This is a genomic window from Clostridium sp., assembly GCF_047777555.1.
GTDB lineage: Bacteria > Bacillota > Clostridia > Clostridiales > Clostridiaceae > Clostridium_H.
The window spans coordinates 135,320-153,268 of sequence record NZ_JBKEEV010000003.1 but is presented as its reverse complement, the minus strand read 5'-3'; the positions used below and the strand labels follow the sequence as shown (position 1 = coordinate 153,268).

17 protein-coding genes are annotated in these 17,949 nt (G+C 31.0%); 14 read left to right on the top strand and 3 right to left on the bottom strand.

Annotated features, from left to right (window positions below):
• Positions 1–61: 61 nt before the first annotated feature.
• The 11 genes from ACFWTK_RS06695 (at position 62) to ACFWTK_RS06645 (ending at position 11,704) form a co-directional block, all read left to right on the top strand.
• On the top strand, positions 62–880 hold the full coding sequence (locus tag ACFWTK_RS06695) for a hypothetical protein (RefSeq protein WP_415875279.1): 819 nt from the start codon (positions 62–64) through the stop codon (positions 878–880).
• A 20-nt stretch (positions 881–900) separates the two neighbouring features.
• Positions 901–1,683: a sugar phosphate isomerase/epimerase family protein gene (locus tag ACFWTK_RS06690; protein WP_415875278.1), complete on the top strand. Its 783-nt coding sequence runs from the start codon at positions 901–903 to the stop codon at positions 1,681–1,683.
• Positions 1,684–1,840: 157 nt separating this feature from the next.
• Positions 1,841–3,133, top strand: a complete 1,293-nt coding sequence (gene tig / locus ACFWTK_RS06685; protein WP_415875277.1) for a trigger factor — start codon at positions 1,841–1,843, stop codon at positions 3,131–3,133.
• Between the two features lie 137 nt (positions 3,134–3,270).
• Positions 3,271–3,858 carry an ATP-dependent Clp endopeptidase proteolytic subunit ClpP gene (gene clpP, locus ACFWTK_RS06680; protein ID WP_415875276.1) on the top strand — a complete coding sequence of 196 codons (588 nt, stop codon included), beginning with the start codon at positions 3,271–3,273 and terminating at the stop codon, positions 3,856–3,858.
• Between the two features lie 19 nt (positions 3,859–3,877).
• Complete coding sequence (clpX, locus tag ACFWTK_RS06675) at positions 3,878–5,170, top strand: ATP-dependent Clp protease ATP-binding subunit ClpX (RefSeq protein WP_415875275.1); 1,293 nt, start codon at positions 3,878–3,880, stop codon at positions 5,168–5,170.
• A gap of 190 nt (positions 5,171–5,360) precedes the next feature.
• A complete protein-coding gene (lonB, locus tag ACFWTK_RS06670) occupies positions 5,361–7,055 on the top strand; it encodes an ATP-dependent protease LonB (RefSeq protein WP_415875274.1) in 1,695 nt (564 codons plus the stop codon).
• 147 nt (positions 7,056–7,202) lie between these two features.
• The gene (lon, locus tag ACFWTK_RS06665) at positions 7,203–9,536 is read left to right on the top strand and encodes an endopeptidase La (RefSeq protein ID WP_415875273.1); all 2,334 of its coding nucleotides are present in this window, start codon (positions 7,203–7,205) and stop codon (positions 9,534–9,536) included.
• Positions 9,526–10,125, top strand: coding sequence for a ribosome biogenesis GTP-binding protein YihA/YsxC (gene yihA / locus ACFWTK_RS06660; protein ID WP_415875272.1), 600 nt, complete (start codon positions 9,526–9,528; stop codon positions 10,123–10,125). The genes lon and yihA overlap by 11 nt, the downstream gene beginning before the upstream one ends.
• 212 nt (positions 10,126–10,337) lie before the next feature.
• Complete coding sequence (locus ACFWTK_RS06655) at positions 10,338–10,871, top strand: hypothetical protein (RefSeq protein WP_415875271.1); 534 nt, start codon at positions 10,338–10,340, stop codon at positions 10,869–10,871.
• 39 nt (positions 10,872–10,910) lie between these two features.
• Positions 10,911–11,156 carry a hypothetical protein gene (locus ACFWTK_RS06650; protein WP_415875270.1) on the top strand — a complete coding sequence of 82 codons (246 nt, stop codon included), beginning with the start codon at positions 10,911–10,913 and terminating at the stop codon, positions 11,154–11,156.
• Positions 11,157–11,203: 47 nt separating this feature from the next.
• Positions 11,204–11,704 carry a hypothetical protein gene (locus ACFWTK_RS06645; protein WP_415875269.1) on the top strand — a complete coding sequence of 167 codons (501 nt, stop codon included), beginning with the start codon at positions 11,204–11,206 and terminating at the stop codon, positions 11,702–11,704.
• 34 nt (positions 11,705–11,738) lie between these two features.
• On the opposite strand, the gene ACFWTK_RS06640 is transcribed toward ACFWTK_RS06645, so the two are convergent.
• Positions 11,739–12,083: a bactofilin family protein gene (locus ACFWTK_RS06640; RefSeq protein ID WP_415875268.1), complete on the bottom strand. Its 345-nt coding sequence runs from the start codon at positions 12,081–12,083 to the stop codon at positions 11,739–11,741.
• Between the two features lie 129 nt (positions 12,084–12,212).
• Here ACFWTK_RS06640 and ACFWTK_RS06635 point away from each other — a divergent pair, with 129 nt between their 5' ends.
• Positions 12,213–13,160: a helix-turn-helix transcriptional regulator gene (locus ACFWTK_RS06635; protein WP_415875267.1), complete on the top strand. Its 948-nt coding sequence runs from the start codon at positions 12,213–12,215 to the stop codon at positions 13,158–13,160.
• Between the two features lie 160 nt (positions 13,161–13,320).
• Here ACFWTK_RS06635 and ACFWTK_RS06630 read toward each other — a convergent pair whose 3' ends face one another.
• Together ACFWTK_RS06630 and ACFWTK_RS06625 are read right to left on the bottom strand one after the other, a co-directional pair.
• Positions 13,321–14,277 carry an FG-GAP repeat domain-containing protein gene (locus ACFWTK_RS06630; protein WP_415875486.1) on the bottom strand — a complete coding sequence of 319 codons (957 nt, stop codon included), beginning with the start codon at positions 14,275–14,277 and terminating at the stop codon, positions 13,321–13,323.
• 72 nt (positions 14,278–14,349) lie between these two features.
• On the bottom strand, positions 14,350–14,766 hold the full coding sequence (locus ACFWTK_RS06625) for a Fur family transcriptional regulator (RefSeq protein WP_415875266.1): 417 nt from the start codon (positions 14,764–14,766) through the stop codon (positions 14,350–14,352).
• Positions 14,767–14,921: 155 nt separating this feature from the next.
• Between ACFWTK_RS06625 and ACFWTK_RS06620 the strand changes: the two genes are divergently transcribed.
• Both ACFWTK_RS06620 and ACFWTK_RS06615 read left to right on the top strand, forming a co-directional pair.
• Positions 14,922–16,298: a PhoH family protein gene (locus tag ACFWTK_RS06620; protein ID WP_415875265.1), complete on the top strand. Its 1,377-nt coding sequence runs from the start codon at positions 14,922–14,924 to the stop codon at positions 16,296–16,298.
• Positions 16,299–16,444: 146 nt separating this feature from the next.
• Entirely contained in the window at positions 16,445–17,884 is a 1,440-nt protein-coding gene (locus ACFWTK_RS06615) for an LCP family protein (RefSeq protein WP_415875264.1), read from the top strand.
• Positions 17,885–17,949 lie beyond the last annotated feature (65 nt).

The following is a 17,949-nucleotide window of genomic DNA, read 5'->3' as shown; positions in this document are numbered from 1 at the left end:
ATAATTATGATAAGAGAAAAATATTTTATTGTGACTAGTTCTTAGGTCGGGAGGTGCCTTAATGCCAAAGCCTAGCATTTTTAGCAGTCAGTATAATGAAGAAATGAAAAGAAGAAAAAGAATAAAGATAATAATAGGCATAGTTCTTTTAATCATTGCTCTAACAGCAGTATTTGGTGGAAGCATAAACGATAGCATTGGAGAAAAGGTGAAGTTAAAATTTGAGAAGTCTAAGGAAAAAGGTAAAGACCAGAAAGATGGAGCTGATAACATAAAGCAAGATAGTAAGAGTAAGCAAGAAAATGAAAAAAGTCAAGCAAATGAAATGAAAGAGAAAGAAATAAAAAAAGATGTTCCTAAGACTGGAAATTACAATATCAAACTTTCAAATGGAGAAGAAGTAAAATTAAGCTATAATATAGTAAATAATGAAAAACAGTATACTGGGGTTCTTCCAAAAGGAATTAATTATGATATAAGTCCTTCTAAGAAAAATATAGTCATTCTAGAAAATAAGACTCAAAATATGATATTGGTTGATTCTAATGGTAATACAAAAGACATAACTAAAAAAGAATATGTATCCAGCAAAAATGATGTATTTAAAAAAGATGATATTTTGCAATATAATTCTAATTACATATGGTGTAGCTCTCCTAAGTATTTAAATGAGGATAATATACTTTATATTTCGCAGCTGCCATGGTTTAATAAGGAAGATCAAAAATATCTTTGGAAATATAATATAAGCAGTAATAATCATTATCACAATTTATCGCAAGCAGGGGGAGAAATTTCAGGTGTGGATATAAAATATGGCAGCAATACTCCAGAAGGTCTAGAAGTAATAGTTGATGGAGTGAAAAACATTATAAAATAAGATAAGGATGGTTTAAGATATTGGAAATAGGTATTTCGTCAGCATGTTTTTATCCAGATATAAATTTAGAAGACAGCATAAAGCTAATGAAAAGTCTTGGATTTAATAAAGGAGAGATTTTCTTTAACTGCCCAAGTGAATTTACTGAAGAATTTACGGAAATATTGTTAGAAGAGAGTAAAAAACATGAGTTTCTTATAAATTCTGTTCATGCTTTTTCATCTTTTTTTGAACCATATATTTTTGATAGTTACAAAAGAAGAAGGGAAGATATGATAAAGTACTTCAAGCAAGTATGTAAGGCAGGTAAGGCTCTTGGAGCAAAATCATATACATTTCATGGCATAAGAAAAATAGATAACAGGTTTTTAAATAGGAAACATATAATTGATACATACGATGAATTAATATATATATCAGAAGAAATAGGCATAAAGCTAGCTCAGGAGAATGTATCATGGTGCATGTCATCAGATTTAGATTTCTTAGAGGCGCTTCAAGACAAATGCAAGTATCCCATAAGTTTTACTTTAGATATAAAACAGGCCTATAGAGCAGGAATAGCTCCTGAAAGTTATATAGATATAATGGGAAATCAAATTATAAACCTTCATTTAAATGATAGGGACGACAAAAGTTCATGCTTGCTTCCTGGAAAAGGCAATGTAAATTTTAAAAATTTGTTTAAAAAACTAAAAGATGTAGAATATAATGGTATAGGAATATTAGAAGTATATAAAGATAACTTTTTAAAAAATGAAGAATTAATAGAGTGCAGTAAATATTTAACAGAAATTCAATAAATGATTTTTTATATAAAATCATTGTTGTAATCTCAACTTTTTAGTATATAATTAGTATTATGATAAAATACGCATATATATTTGTAAAAAAAGTATATTGTGTGTTATAATATATGAAGTCAAAATAAGTATTTACGGTGATTGGGAGGAAAACTTAATGAACACTAAAATTGAAAAAGTAGAAAATAATGTTGTGAAATTAGAGATAACAGTCGATAAAGAAAAATTTAACGAGGCTATACAAAAAGCATATAAAAAAAATGTTAAGAGATTTAATATTCCTGGATTTAGAAAAGGAAAAGCTCCATTAAGCATAATAAAAAGATATTATGGCGAAGGAGTATTTTATGAAGACGCAATGAATTACTGCTGTGAAGATACATATCCAAAGGCTGTAGAAGAACATAATTTATCACCAGTTGACTATCCTAAGATAGACATAGTTGAAATTGGAGAAGGTAAGAATTTTGTTTACACTGCTGAAGTTACAGTTAAGCCTGAAGTAAAGCTTAATGACTATAAGGGCGTAGAAGTAAAGAAGAATACTTACACTGTAAGTGATGAAGATGTTGAAAAGCAATTAAAGAACATGCAAGAAAAGAATGCAAGAATATCAGTTAAAGAAGAAGGCGCAATAGAAAAAGGCGATATAGCTATAATAGACTTCAAAGGATATATAGATGATACAGCATTTGAAGGCGGAGAAGCAACTGACTATTCATTAGAAATAGGTTCTGGTACTTTCATAGATACTTTTGAAGATCAATTAATCGGCTTAAAGAATGGAGAAGAGAAAGACGTAAAAGTTACTTTCCCAGAGAACTATGGAAGAGAAGAGTTAAATGGAAAACCAGCAGTATTTAAGGTAAAGGTTAAAGAAATAAAAGTTAAAGAATTACCAGAAATAGATGATGAATTTGCTAAAGAAGTTTCAGAGTTTGATACTTTAGAAGAATTAAAAAATGATATAAAGGCAAAATTAGAAGAAAGTAATAAAGCAAGAGAAAAAGCAGAATATGAAGAAGCTGTTATAGAAGCTGTAACTGATAAAGCTGAAGTTGAAATTCCAAAGGTTATGATAGATAAAGAAATAGATATGATGCTTAAAGATTTAGAGATGAGATTAAAATATCAAGGATTAGACCTTGAATCATACTATCAATATACAAATAACACAGAAGAAAAAGTTAGAGATTACATGAAAGAAACAGCTGAAAAGAGAGTAAAGACAGAATTAGTTCTTGAAAAGATAGTTAAAGATGAAAATATAGTAGCTACTGATGAAGAAATAAAAGAAAAGGCTATGGAAATGGCAAAACAATATGGCGGCAGCGAGCCAGAAAAGATAGTAGATGCTATAGTTAACTCACAAAAAGAAATGTTAGCTACACAAATAGTAAATGAAAAGGCTATAAAGCTTTTAGTAGATAACAGCAAGGAGATCGCATAATATATAATAAAGATAAAGCTAATTGCCAGAAAGTATTCTGGCAATTAATTTTACAACAAATTATAAAATTATGAATATGATACGTAATATAGGCGATAATTTAAAGAGTAGACTATTAAAAAGGAGGAAGATTTTGTATGAGTTTGGTACCAGTAGTAGTTGAACAAACTAATAGAGGAGAAAGATCTTACGATATCTATTCTAGATTATTAAAAGACAGAATAGTCTTTCTTGGAGAAGAAGTAAATGATGTAACTGCTAGTTTAATTGTAGCGCAATTACTATTCTTAGAAGGGGAAGATCCAGATAAAGATATATACCTATATATAAACAGTCCTGGTGGTTCAATAACAGCAGGAATGGCTATATACGACACAATGCAGTATATAAAGCCGGATGTATCAACTATATGTGTTGGTATGGCTGCTTCTATGGGAGCTTTTCTTTTAGCCTCAGGTGCAAAAGGAAAGAGATTTGCTCTTCCTAACAGTGAAATAATGATTCACCAACCTCTTGGAGGATTCCAAGGTCAGGCTACAGACATTGACATTCACGCTAAAAGAATTTTAAGAATTAAAGATAAGTTAAATAAGATTCTAAGCGAGAGAACTGGAAAACCATTGGAACAAATACAAAGAGATGTTGAAAGAGATAACTTCATGGAGGCTTATGAAGCTAAAGAGTATGGTCTAATTGACGACGTTATAACTAATAGAAAAAAATAAACCTTAGTGAGGTGTTTGAATGTCTAAATACGATGATAAAAAACAATTGAAGTGTTCTTTTTGTGGTAAGGGACAGGAGCAGGTAAGAAGACTTATTGCAGGCCCTGGTGTATATATATGTGATGAATGTATAGATTTATGTTCTGAAATAATTGAAGATGAATTTGAAGAAACTACACAGGTTGATTTAACTTCTCTTCCAAAGCCAAGTGAAATTAAATCATATCTTGATCAATATGTAATAGGGCAAGATGATGCAAAAAAGTCATTATCAGTTGCAGTATATAATCACTACAAAAGAATAAACTCAGCTATTGATGTAGATGATGTTGAGCTTCAGAAAAGCAATATACTTCTTCTAGGGCCTACTGGTTCTGGAAAGACTTTATTAGCTCAAACTTTAGCTAAGCTTTTAAATGTACCTTTTGCTATAGCTGATGCAACTACACTAACTGAAGCTGGGTATGTTGGAGAAGATGTCGAAAATATATTATTAAAGTTAATTCAAAATGCAGAATATGATATAGAGAGGGCCGAAAGAGGAATAATCTATATTGATGAAATAGATAAAATAGCAAGAAAGTCAGAAAATCCTTCAATAACAAGAGATGTATCAGGAGAAGGTGTACAGCAGGCCTTACTAAAAATATTAGAAGGAACTGTTGCGTCTGTTCCTCCTCAAGGCGGAAGAAAACACCCACATCAAGAGTTTATACAAATAAATACATCGAATATATTATTTATTTGTGGTGGTGCTTTTGATGGTCTTGATAAAATCATAGCTAAAAGAACTAGAAAGAGTTCTTTAGGGTTCGGTTCAGAAGTAAGATCTAAAGAAGATAAGGATATTGGAGAATTATTAAAAGAAATCGTTCCAGAAGATTTGTTGAAATTTGGACTTATACCTGAATTTATAGGAAGACTACCTATATTAGTAACTCTACAATCATTAGATATTGAAGCTCTTGTAAGGATTTTAAAAGAGCCAAAAAATGCTTTAGTAAAACAATATCAGAAGTTGCTGCTTATGGATAATGTTGAACTAGAGTTTAAAGATGAGGCTTTAAGACTAATTGCTAATGAAGCTATTGAAAGAAAAACAGGAGCTAGAGGCCTTAGATCTATAATTGAAGATATAATGAGAGATATAATGTTTGATATACCTTCAAAGACTGATATAAAGAAGGTTATAATAAACGAGGAAGCAGTAAAGTCTAAGAAACCAGAACTTGTTTTAACTGACGGTGAGGAAAGACCAGTTATTGCCCAACCAAAGCGCAAAAGAAATAAAAAAGGACCTGAAACAGCGTAAAATGAAATTATAGATAGTTTAGGCGCTGCAATCAGTTTAGAGAAAAGCTTAAAAGTTTAGGAGAGTTTGTTCATAAATCTTCTAAACTTTTTTTATTTATGAGAAATTGTATTGAATTATCCCTATTTGCACAAAATACAAAAAGAGATTACATAACTACAAATATGATGAGTTAGGGGATGATATATCAATGACAGGTTCAATATTAAGTATTATAAGTTTAGGTGTTACGATTATTATGGGTATGTATTTCTTTAATGCTCTCAAAGAACAAAATAGCAGCAAGACGATTGTGAATAGAGAAAGCAGAAAAGAAATGGAAAAGTTAAGAAGAATGGAAAGCCTTAAATTGACGGAGCCACTTACAGAAAAAAGCAGGCCAACTTCCTTTGAAGAGATAATAGGTCAGGAAAAAGGAATAAAAGCTCTTCAAGCTGCAATATGCAGTCCTAATCCTCAACATGTCATAATATATGGTCCTCCAGGTGTAGGAAAGACTGCAGCTGCAAGGTTAGTACTAGAATATGCTAAAAGAAAAAGTTTTTCGCCATTTAAAGAAAATTCAAAGTTTGTTGAAATAGATGCAACCACTGTCAGATTTGATGATAGAGGAATAGCTGATCCACTTATCGGTTCTGTACATGATCCTATATACCAAGGAGCAGGTCCTCTTGGAAGTGCAGGAATACCTCAACCTAAGCCTGGAGCAGTAACAAAAGCTCATGGAGGTATACTATTTATAGATGAAATAGGAGAACTTCATCCCATAGAAATGAATAAACTTCTAAAAGTTATGGAAGATAGAAAAGTATTTTTAGAAAGTGCCTACTATAATTCAGAAGATCCTAATATGCCAGCATATATAAAGGAAGTATTTGATAAAGGACTTCCAGCAGATTTTAGATTGATAGGGGCTACAACAAGAAGTCCAGAGGAAATATGTCCAGCTATACGTTCTCGATGTGTTGAAATATATTTTAGGCCTCTTCTTGGAGAGGAAATAGAGATAATAGCTCAAAATGCAGTAGATAAGATAGGATTTAAAATAGAAGAAAAGGCTAAAAAGCTAGTAGGAAAGTATGCTAACAATGGAAGAGATGCAGTAAGTTTAATACAGTTAGCATCAGGAATAGCTTTAAATGAAGAAAGAGAACTTATAAAGGTTGAAGATATAGAATGGGTTATAGAAAATGGTCAGTACTCCCCAAGACCAGAGAAGACTGTTCCAGAAGAACCTCAAATAGGGTATGTAAATGGCCTTGCAGTTTATGGTGCTAACATGGGAATTGTTATGGAAATAGAGGCTAGTGCAACAAAAGCTATTGGAGGAAAGGGAAGACTTACTATAACAGGAATAGTAGAAGAAGAGGAAATAAGAAGTATTAACAAAAAAATAACTAGAAAAAGTACTGTGAGAAGCTCTATAGAAAATGTTTTAACTGTCCTTAAAAAGATATTTGGCATAAACTGTGATGATTATGATATCCATGTGAATTTTCCAGGTGGAATGCCTGTAGATGGTCCATCTGCTGGAATAAGCATGGCTACAGCAGTTTACAGTGCAATAATGGGTATACCAGTAGATAATAAAGTTGCTATGACAGGTGAGATTTCTCTTCATGGTATGGTTAAGCCAATAGGAGGAGTAAATGCAAAAATATCAGCTGCTAAAAAGGCAGGAGCAAAGACCATAATAATTCCAAAAGAGAACTGGCAGGATAGATTTAAAGATGAGAAAAATGTTAAGATTATCCCAGTAACATATATTAAAGATGTAATCGATGTAGCCCTATTGAAGGAAGTTAAAAAGGAAGAAAAAGAAGGTGCTGTTATAGAAGTAAACCCTAAAATAGATGTTCTTACAGCTGAATCTGTAATGAACTAGTTAAATAAAATTCCATAGAAACTAATTGTGGCTTCAAATGAAAATTAATTGAAAAAAAACGGGTTTATGGTTATAATAGCATAGTATAAATTATTTTAATTATACTACATGACGTATAGATAATATAGATAGAAGTGAGGGAAAAGTATGGAGAAAAACTTAAAAGTTCTTCCTTTGATTCCATTAAGAGGCCTAACCATATTTCCTCATATGGTGCTGCATTTTGATGTAGGAAGAGAAAAATCTCTTCTAGCAGTTGAAGAAGCTATGCTAAATGGTCAAGAAATTTTTTTAGTATCACAAAGAGAAGCTAAGATAGAAGATCCAGAAGAAGATGATATCTTCAAAGTAGGAACCATTTGTAATATAAAACAGATACTAAAACTTCCAGGTGACACAGTTAGGGTATTAGTAGAGGGAGAAAGCAGGGCAAAGTTAGTTGAATATATAGATAAGGACCCTTTCTTTAAAGTAGAAGTAGAAATATTAGATGATAATACTTGCGAAGATGCTAAAAAATGCGAGGCTTTAATTCGTTCTGTAAAAGAAGCCTTTGAAGAATATACAAGACTTTCTAATACAGTTTCATCTGAAATACTATTAAACATAGATGAATTAGATGAGCCAGGAAGATTTGCCGATGTAGTAAGTTCATATCTCATATTAAAAGAAATAAAAAAGCAAGAGCTATTGGAAGCATATGATGTAAATGAAAGATTAGAAAAACTTCTTATAATCTTGAAAAATGAAATCGAGATTTTAAAAATAGAAAAGAAGATCGGATTAAAAGTAAAAAGCAAGATTGATAAATCTCAAAGAGAGTACTTTTTAAGAGAACAGCTAAAGGCAATACAAGAAGAGCTTGGAGAAGATGATGAAAATAAAAAAGAGTTGGATGAATATGAAAAGAAGATAAAAAAAGCAAAACTTCCTAAAGAGGTAAAAGATAAGGTTTATTATGAATTAAATAGGCTTAAAAATGCTGGATCATACTCATCAGAAGGTGGAGTAATAAGAACCTATTTAGATTGGGTTTTAGATATGCCGTGGAGCAAAAAAACGGCAGACAACTTAGACATAAAAAGAGCAAGAGAAATTCTAGAGAATGAACATTATGGATTAGAAGATGTCAAAGACAGAATAATTGAGTTTTTAGCTGTTAAAAGTATGAGTAAATCAATAAAGGGACCTATACTTTGCTTAGTTGGTCCTCCAGGAGTAGGAAAGACTTCCATAGCAAAATCTATTGCTAATGCTCTAAATAGAAAGTTTGTAAGAATGTCTCTAGGTGGAGTTAGAGATGAGGCAGAAATAAGAGGACATAGAAGGACTTATGTTGGAGCTATTCCAGGAAGAATAGTGTATGGTATGAAAGAAGCTGGCTATAAGAATCCATTATTCTTATTAGATGAAATTGATAAGTTAAATGGAGATTTTAGAGGAGATCCAGCTAGTGCATTATTAGAAGTTTTAGACCCAGAGCAAAATAAAACCTTTAGAGATCACTACTTAGAACTAGAATTAGATTTATCAGAGGTTATGTTTATAACTACTGCTAATACTTTAGATACAATCCCAAGGCCTCTTTTAGATAGAATGGAAATAATAGAAGTGTCTGGATATACTTATGAAGAAAAGTTCCATATTGCTAAAAGACATCTTGTAAAAAAGCAGCTTTTAGAACATAAAATAGATGAAACAAAAATTTCTTTTTCAGATTCAGCTATATATAAGATTATAGAAGATTATACTAGAGAATCTGGAGTTAGAAGCTTAGACAGAAAGATTGCTGCTATTATAAGAAAAGCAATTGCAGAAATGTTAGAAAAAGATAAGAATAAAATTCATGTAACAGCTAACCATGTAAGGAAGTATTTAGGGCCAGAAATATATGCTTATGACAAAATTGACAAGGAAGATAAAATAGGTGTGGTAACTGGAATGGCTTGGACTGGATATGGTGGAGATACACTTCCAGTGGAAGTTACAGTGATGCAAGGTAAAGGAAATCTTCACCTTACTGGACAATTAGGAGATGTAATGAAAGAATCAGCAGAGGCTGGATACAGTTATGTTAGAGCTAATGCCGAAAAGTATAATATAAATCCTGACTTTTACAAAGATAAGGACATACATATCCATGCTCCAGAAGGTGCTGTACCTAAGGATGGTCCTTCTGCAGGTGTGACTATGATAACTGCTATGGTGTCAGCCTTAAGCAATAGAAAGGTAAAGCATAATGTAGCAATGACTGGAGAAATAACTTTGACGGGAAGAGTTCTACCTATTGGTGGATTAAAAGAGAAAACTTTAGCTGCTTTTAGGGCTGGAATAGATACAATAATAATTCCAAAAGCAAATGAAAAAGATTTAAGAAAGATACCTAAATCAATTTTAAGCAAAATGAAGGTGATTACAGCAGAAAAAATAGAAGATGTACTTGAAAATGCACTTATAGGAGAGAAAGCTAATGATAATTAAAAAATCAGAATTTATAATTTCAGCAGTTAAGCCTTCACAATATCCAGAAGATAATAGAGTGGAGATAGCCTTTGTTGGAAGATCAAATGCAGGTAAATCATCTTTAATAAATGCTTTAACAAATAGAAGAAATTTAGCTAAAACGAGTTCTACTCCTGGTAAGACAAGGTTAATAAACTTTTTTCTTATAAATGATGATTTCTATTTTGTAGATTTACCAGGGTATGGATTTGCTAAAGTTTCTAAAAATGAGCAAGAAAAATGGGGACATATGATGGAGGATTATCTCATAGATAGACCTCAATTAAAAAAGATAGTTTTATTAGTAGATTCAAGACACAAGCCTACTAAAGAAGACGTTCAAATGTATGAATGGATTAAATACTATGGATATGAAGCTATAATTGTAGCAACTAAAAGCGACAAATTAAAGAGAAACGATTTTAATAAGAATAAAAAAATAATAAAAGAAACTTTAGGTATTAAGCCAGAAGATAAGTTTACTTTCTTTTCTGCTCTTAATAAAGAGGGAAAAGAAGAGCTGATAGACCTTATTTTAGAAGGAGTACCAAAGAAAGAGATATTATAAAGCTTGTTTAAAAAGATTATTAGATTATCTTATAAGATAATTTAATAGTCTTTTTTCTTTAGCAAGCTCTAAAAAATAGTTAAAGTTTATTATTTGTTGTTCAAATGAAGGTACCCATAAAATTTAATTATTTTTGTGTCAAATTAAAATATGGATACATAGTATATACTATACAAAAGATAAATGAGGATGGGCAGAAAGGGGGAGGTAAAGTGGATCCAAACAACTTAGAGAGCTTAGGCTCTTTAATAAACAATCTAACAGGCGGGGCTGGTATTAAGGGGCTCGGCGACCTTAGCAAACTCACAGGCCTATTAGGAAATAAAGGAATAGGAGGAACGGGAAGCAATAAGTTTCCACTGCTCTTAATCCTACTACTGATAATCCTATTTGGCAATAGGGGTTATGGCTATGGTTATAATTCCCCACAATATATGTGCTGCTGTTGTAAGAAAAAACATCATAAGCACCGCAGGAGAAAAGATTGCTGCTGCGACTGTGGCTACGGCGGATATAGCGGCTACGGCAGCTATGGAGGCTATGGAGGATGCGGTAGCTATGGCGGCTATGGAGGTTTTAGCAATATAATTTTTATAATAATAATATTGCTCCTTATTCGTTCAAGTAAAGGTGCTAGCCCAATAACGTCACCTGCTACACGTAATATCTTCAACCTTAACGCCACAGATAATTTAGATACAGAGGATGAAAATATAGACTGTATGGATGCTAATGAAGAAGAATAAATTACATTGAAACCATGGCCCAAGAAAGGGGGGTATATCATGTCAAGAAGATGTAAATGCAGATGCGGTTACGCTGGTTATCCAGCAGGAGTAGCAGGAGTATCACAGGCTCCAGTATCAGGATGCGGAGGATTTGATCCATGCAGATTAGTATTATTCTTATTAATATTGAAGAGAGCATGTATCATCGATCATGAAACTGCAACAATATTAATATTCTTATTCATGCTTTGCTGCAGAGGATTTGGATCAAGAAGCATATGCGCAGGAGGATTTGGTTACTAAAATTCAGGGAGGGCTTCATGCCCTCCTATTTATAGAGAGGTGATGTAATGGGAAAGCATAGAAAACATAGATCTAAATACAGCAAAAATTATGATGAGGTAAGTGCAGGAAACGGTTTAAATGTAAATAATTTATCCTCTATACTAGGTAATATAGACATAAATCAAATAGCCTCTCTTTTGAACACAACAGGTATTCTAGATAACTTTGCAGGTAATCAAGGAAATCAAGATGTTTCAGATACAGCTCAAAGAGAGATTAATGCAGATGGAGTTAATGGTATAGATTTTCTCAAACTAATCAATCAAGCTAGCAATTTAAATAATATGATCATGAATAATGAGGAAAATATAGATGAAAAAGATAGAAATGAACATGATAAAGAAAATAAGAGGAGAGAAATTGAAGAAAATTATGTGGAAGGATCACCCACAGGAACAGATGATGCAGTTGTAATGCTTCTAAATGCTATAAAACCTATGGTAAACATAGAAAAGGCTCAGATATTAGATAAAATAATAGACTTATACATCCAAGGAAAAATATAAGTTGATGAAAAATATAAACTTCCAATTTGGAAGTTTATATTTTTGGAGCTATATTACATTTTCCGTTGAGTTTACCACCTTCGTCTATTATAAGCTTTGATACGTTTATATCTCCAAATATCTTTCCGCGGCTCTGTATGAGTAAAGCCTCTTCGCAAAGTACATTTCCTTCAACTGTTCCATTTATAATAGCATTTTTACAAGAAATATTTCCCTTACATACAGAAGAAGAATCCAAGATTACATTCTCTTCCCAAAGAATATCTCCTTCTATAGTTCCATCAATTTTAAGCGAACCACTTCCATGAATTTTACCGATGATTTTACAGTCCGCGCCTATTAAATTTTCAATTTTATTTAAATCCTTTTCACTAAACATAATAAAATCCTCCAATATATGTATTTAATTTAAAATATGATTGAAATTTAAAAATTATAATAATATAATTATTAAATTTTATGTAAAATTGCACGATAAAATATTTAAGAACAAGTTGGAGGGAAAATAATGTCTAAACTTTCGCATTTGCTAAATTTAATCATCATACTACAATATAAAGAGTTTACAACAGCTTCCGAGCTTGCAGATATATTAGAGGTGGATAAGAAAACTATATATAGATATATTAATACACTTCAAATGTCCAACATTCCGATAGAAACAAGAAAAGGAAGAAATGGTGGATTTTACATAAATAAAAATTTTTATATGAGATATCCTGGCTTAGAAATAAAAGAGTTAGAAGCACTGATAATGGCTTCTAAAATATTAACTAAAGAAAATGGTTTTTTATATGCTCCTGAGCTGCAAAATGCTGTAACAAAAATAAAAAATACTTGTTTAAATTATTCGAAGGAGTTTTGTGAATTAGAAGAAAATATATCATCTGTATTTAATGAAAGCAGAAGTTTAGAGAGCTTTAATGATGTTATGTCTAAAATTAATACAGCCATGAGTAAAGGAAGAATATTAAAAATAGTATATGATTTTAACAATGGTGAAATTGAAACAGAAATAAGCCCATACTCTATATTTTTTAAAGATGGAAAATGGTGTTTAATCGCTTATTGTAACGTTAAGGAAAAAGAAGTTATATTTGACATTTCTAAAATTAAAGAGTTAGAGCTTACTAGAGATATATTTATAAAGTCTAAGAACTTCAATATGGCAGAATCTCTATCAAATTTGCGTGATATATATGAGGAAGATACAGTGAATGTAAAAATTAAATTTAGTAAAAAAAGTGAGAAGCATCTTATAAAAAATGAATGGAATTTAATCAAAAATAGAAAGTATCTTTCTAATGGAAATGTAATTTTTAAAATAAGAAAGAATGAATTAGAAGCAATGAAAAGATGGATTTTAGGATTTGGAGCTGATGCTGAAGTTTTAGAACCTTTAGAATTGAGAAGTGAGATAAAAGAAGAAATGGGGAAAATTATAGAAAAATACTAAAAACATTAAAGGTTAGTGAATAAAATATGTAAAAGGGGATAACATATATAATGTACAATGGAGGAGTAACAATACATAAATAAAATGTTACCCTCTCACTAGTGCTAAAACCCCCCATCCCCCTTTTGATTGGGACCGCCAAATGCGGTCCATTTTTTTATTATTTCTTAATATACAATGAGGATATTTTAAAACAATACTTTTCTTTAGAATCCTTAAAGAAATTTAGGTTTAACTTTAAGGTATAATTTTTAATATCTTTTAATTCTTTTGAAGAATTTGCTCTAAAATTTAGTGTCCATTCTACTTGTGTAGGGTCGCCATCTTTATTAGACTTAGTATCTATAAAGCTTGCATCCTGAAATATAAAATTAGAACTAGAATTAGCCATGCTTTCAATGATAGATATGGATTTATCATAAGTTTTAGAATCAAAGATTTCCTGTGGAAGCTGAAGATTTTCTGGATTGAGAGAAGTTATTGCGTTAATAAAGCTTAATATAGTGTCCTTTCCCATAAATGTTTCTTCAGCTTTATAATCATATTTTTCTAGTTTACCTTGGAGTAAAATGTAGTTTGAAAAAGAAAAATTATTCTTAGATATATTACCTGATATCATCTTAGGAGTTTTATTATTTGTACAATCCATAAATCCTAGTATATTATTATAGCTGCAAAATATATCTTTAAACCTGTTTTTTTCGTATAAGAAAACATGCTGAATAGGTTTGTTTTCTTTGGAAGATTGAATGAAAATTTCTGGAATCTTGTCCCTGGAAATATCTAAAATATTAACACGCATAGGCCAATAAGGATAGTAATTTCCAACTGAGGCTAAGTTTTTACTAGGTTCAAGATAAAAGCTATCTTTTTCCGTATTTACCTGAAGATAATATTTATTTTTATTTAAGGTTATGTAAAGGACATCTTGTTTACCATCGCCAGTAAGATCAGACTTATAAGTCTTGTCCACTGAACCTACACTGAACGTGGCATAAGAGGCTCTGTTATTTGATAAAATAGAGAAACCAAAAAATATCAATACTACAACAATAAGTAAAAAATAATAAATTTGCTTACGCTTTAAAAATAGTACCCTGAATTTCAAAATTAACACCCCCATTTACTTATATTTATGAATGAGGGGGAAAAAATATTTACAAAAAAAGAAAAATAGGCAAGTTAATGCCTATTTTTTATCTTTACATTCAGTACATATTCCGTAAAAATAAACTTTATTTGATACTACTTCATAGTCAGTATAGTCTTTTACTCTATCGTTTAAATCATCCAATAAAAGACCTTCAATATCGTCCACTCTTCCACAACACATACACTGAATATGTGGATGAGGAGATACATTGGCATCATATCTAAAATTGCCTTCACCTACATTTAATTCCCTTACAAGATTTACTTCTACTAAAGTTTTTAAAGCTTTATATACAGTAGCTAAGCTCATTGTTGGGTAGTCTTTGTGCAAGGCTTTATAAATAGCTTCTGCTGATGGATGCTCCTTAGTTGAACGTAGATACATATAAACTGCAATTCGTTGAGGTGTTAATTTTAATTTGTTTTCTTTAAATATAGTTGTTATATTATCCATAGACACCACCCTTCTTGTTCTATTATTAATTATTATATAATAAAAGTTATTCTTAGTCAATTGTTATATATGACTGTAAGTCTTTTTTTCCTTTTTTCATACATATATGTGCTTTATAGCATAATATAATATAGAAAGAGAGGGGGAATTTTGATTTGAGTAAAACTTATGTGTTAGATACTAACGTAATTTTGTATTCTCCGCGTTCTATTCTTTGCTTTGATGACGCTGATGTAGTCATACCCGAAGTGGTGCTAGAAGAATTAGATGCTTTAAAAAAAAATAGTGGTGAGCTTGGAGCCAATGCGCGAATAGCAGCACGGCTTATAGATTCTATTAGAAAACAGGGAAACCTTGTAAAAGGTATAGAACTGCCCAATGGGGGAAAACTTAGGGTAGAGATGAATCATTATGATACAAAGATACCTTCTTATTGGGACAAGATGAAAGCAGATAATAGGATAATACAAGTATGCATAGGATTGAAAGCTAAAGGTGAGGATGTTTACCTCATTACTAAGGATATATTTGAAAGGATTAAAGCTGACACAGTAGGCATTAAAGTTGATGATTATTATGAAAAGGTTGTTCCAGAATATGATGATCAATATACAGGAAGAATTGATGTATATGCTTCTTCCGATAAAATAGATTTTTTCTATAAAAATAGATGGCTGGATATTGAATCTTTACAGATTTATTCACAGGAGGCAGAAGAGTATTCTGTTCCCACATTATATCCTAATGAGTTTCTTATAATCCATTCTTTGGAGAATCATAAACAAACTGCATTAGCTAAATTTGATGGAGAAAAGGTTGTTCCCCTCATATATAAGGATAGTTGCCCTATGGGAATCACTCCAAGAAATGTAGGACAAAAATTTATGTTAGAAGCATTATTTACTGAAGCAAAAAAAGCGCCTTTAGCCATAATAAAGGGACCAGCAGGAACTGCTAAAACTCTTTTTTCTCTTGCAGTAGGACTTCATAAGATTTTGGAAGAAGATAGCGGTGAGTATAGAAGAGTACTAGTTTGCAGACCTAATGTGACTATGGATGAAGAGATTGGATTTTTACCAGGGACAGAGCAGGAAAAAATCGCTCCTTATATGAGGCCTGTTTTAGATAATTTAGAGATTTTAATAGATTCAGATGAGAAAGAAAGATATAAAAATGAGAAAGAACTAAATGATAAAATCAGAGAACTGTTTGATAGAAGAATTATAACTACAGAAGCTGTAGCCTTTTTAAGAGGAAGATCTATAGTTAAGAATTGGGTTATAATAGACGAAGCGCAAAATTTATCTCCAAAACAAGTAAAAGCAATTACAACAAGGGTTGGAGAGGGAACAAAATTAGTGCTTATAGGAGATCCAGAGCAGATAGATCAGCCATTTTTAGATTATAGGTCAAATGGACTATGTTATGCATCAGAAAGAATGAAAGGAAGTAAATTATGCTATCAAGTAACTCTTAAATATGATGAATGTGAAAGATCAGAGCTTGCTCATGAAGCTTCACAGAGATTATAAAGCACCAAAAACTTGGTGCTTTTTTATATAAGTAGCAATCATTTGTAATATGATAAATATTTGTAAACAAAGTGTGTAAATTTATGATTTTGTTATATAATTATTATTATAATGTAATTAATTTACAAATATGAGAGGTGAGGCGTTTGGCAAAACATGAAAGAGGAATAAAAAAAGATATAAAAGTAAAAAAGATAATATTAACTTTTATCATATGTATAGTCGTTATATTTTTATCTCTTGGAGGATATTTATACTTATCCTTTAGATATAACTCCTACATAAATGACAGATACGGACAAGGTAATGAGGGAAATTACAAGGAAGTTGATGGTATAACCAATATATTGCTGCTGGGGAGCGATGCTAGAACTTTAGACGAACAAGCAAGAGCTGATGCAATTTTAATATTATCCATAGACAATATACATAAAAATTTAAAGTTGGTTTCTATCATGAGAGACAGCTATGTAAAAATACCAGGTCATGGAGAACAGAAAATTAATCATGCATATTCAATAGGAGGAGTAGAACTGTTAACGCAAACAATAGAAGAGAACTTTAACATAAGGTTGGATAACTATTCCATAATCAACTTTAATGGATTTCAGCAGCTTATAGATTCAATAGGAGGATTAGATTTAGATGTATCTTCTATAGAAATGAACGAAATGAATAAATTTATACCAGAGGTAAATCCTGAAGATCCGCATCTAGTACAAAATCCTGGATTGCAGCATTTAGATGGTCAGCAGGTTTTAAGTTATGCTAGAATAAGAAAGGTAGGAAATGGAGACTATGATAGAACTAAAAGACAAAGAGAAGTAATCTCTGCTATAATAGATAAACTTAAAGACACAAACATATTAAAGTACCCTTTAGTAGCATCTAAACTATTTCCATATATTAAGACCAATACAGATATAGGAGAAATATTAAATTATGCTTATACTGTATATAAAATAAATAACTTTACACCAGAGCAAATTCTTATTCCAGTTCCAGAGATAACAGAATCAAAAATATTGAAGAATAAAGGATGGGTTCTCCTTATGGATATAGAACAAAATGCAAAAATAATGAATGACTTTATTTTTAATAATATAAAATATGATACTAAGGATTTAGATATGGATTCTTTTAGGATGGCTATGGAAAAGTATAATGAAGATGTCAGCACTAATCCAAAAGATGCAAAGGATGAGGAGCCTATATATAATAAGGAGAATGCTATAAAGGAAATAAGAGAGGAAGAAAAGAGCAGTGAAAAAGAAAGATATAAGAAAGAAAATATAAAAGAAAATATAGAAAAGAATGAAAGTACAATACCAAATAACAAAGAAGAAATGAATTCAAATCACAGCAAGAATGAGAATAAAGATGATAAGCCAAAAGATGAAAATAATAAAGAAACAGAAAATATAAATCAGGATGAAGATTCTAAAAAAGATAGTACAGAAGAGAAGGAAGAAACAGAAAATAAGGATGCAAATATAAATGAAAAAGAAAAAAGTGAGTCTTCCCTCAATAAGGAGGATACTGTCGATAATATATCTGATACTGATATAAAAAATAAGATTCCATAAATAAAGCTATATAGGGCATAAAAGGAAAATTTGGTGATAAAAATTACAATAATTCCAAAAAACCA